Consider the following 698-nt stretch of genomic DNA (forward strand, 5'->3'; position numbering starts at 1 on the left):
CCTCGCGGGTCTTCGAGTCGGCGTCGACGAGCGGACCCTTGTACGTCAGTTTGGTCGTCGCTGCACCCTGGTCCGCCTGCGCGGGGTCGTCGTCCGAGCGTCTGTCCAGTTCGCCCTCGACGTCAGACTCCCGCGTCTCGCGGCGGAGACGGAGCGCCTCGTCCGTCTCGGCGAAGTCGCGATGCGGTGCGTCGTAGTAGGTGTCGGCCTGCGTGACTCGCTCGACGAACACTGCGTCCGCCTCGACGAGCGCCGGACGGATGGCGTCGTGTGCGGCGCGCAGTTTGACCTCGACCTCGAACATACCAGTCGGTCGGTCTCTCCGGAGAAAAACGGTCGGAATCGACCGTACGTAGTACCGGGGGACCGACAGTAAACATAGTTATTTATCATTATAGAACCCCTACGTTTGGACGGGATCATACTATGAGCAGTGAAACCGCAGAGCCTCCCGTTGACGCGATAGACGAGGATGTAGACGGTATCGAATCGTTCGGGATTCCGATCACCGCTCGCGTCGTCCTCGGTGCGATGGCAGGGGGACTGTTAGGAACGGTGGCGATGCTCCCCGTTCTCGTCGGTATTCCGGAGCTTCTAGGGCTATTCCGAACCGCACCAGTGACGCAATTTGCTGGACTAGCTTCGTTTTTCGGACTCGAACCGACGATCTACCTCGGCATCGTGCTGTTCGCCTTCGA

Annotated in this window: 2 protein-coding genes; one reads left to right on the plus strand and one right to left on the minus strand. The window is 60.9% G+C overall.

The annotated features are described in order from the left end of the window. Positions 1–304 (minus strand): class IV adenylate cyclase (locus DEQ92_RS21110; RefSeq protein ID WP_115821736.1); only part of this gene is annotated, 304 nt, incomplete at its 3' end. Positions 305–426: 122 nt separating this feature from the next. Between DEQ92_RS21110 and DEQ92_RS21115 the strand changes: the two genes are divergently transcribed. After that, the coding region (locus DEQ92_RS21115) for a DUF6789 family protein (RefSeq protein ID WP_342764754.1) at positions 427–698 on the plus strand (272 nt) is incomplete at its 3' end.

Source organism: Haloferax sp. Atlit-6N (assembly GCF_003383195.1).
GTDB classification, from domain to species: Archaea; Halobacteriota; Halobacteria; order Halobacteriales; family Haloferacaceae; genus Haloferax; species Haloferax gibbonsii.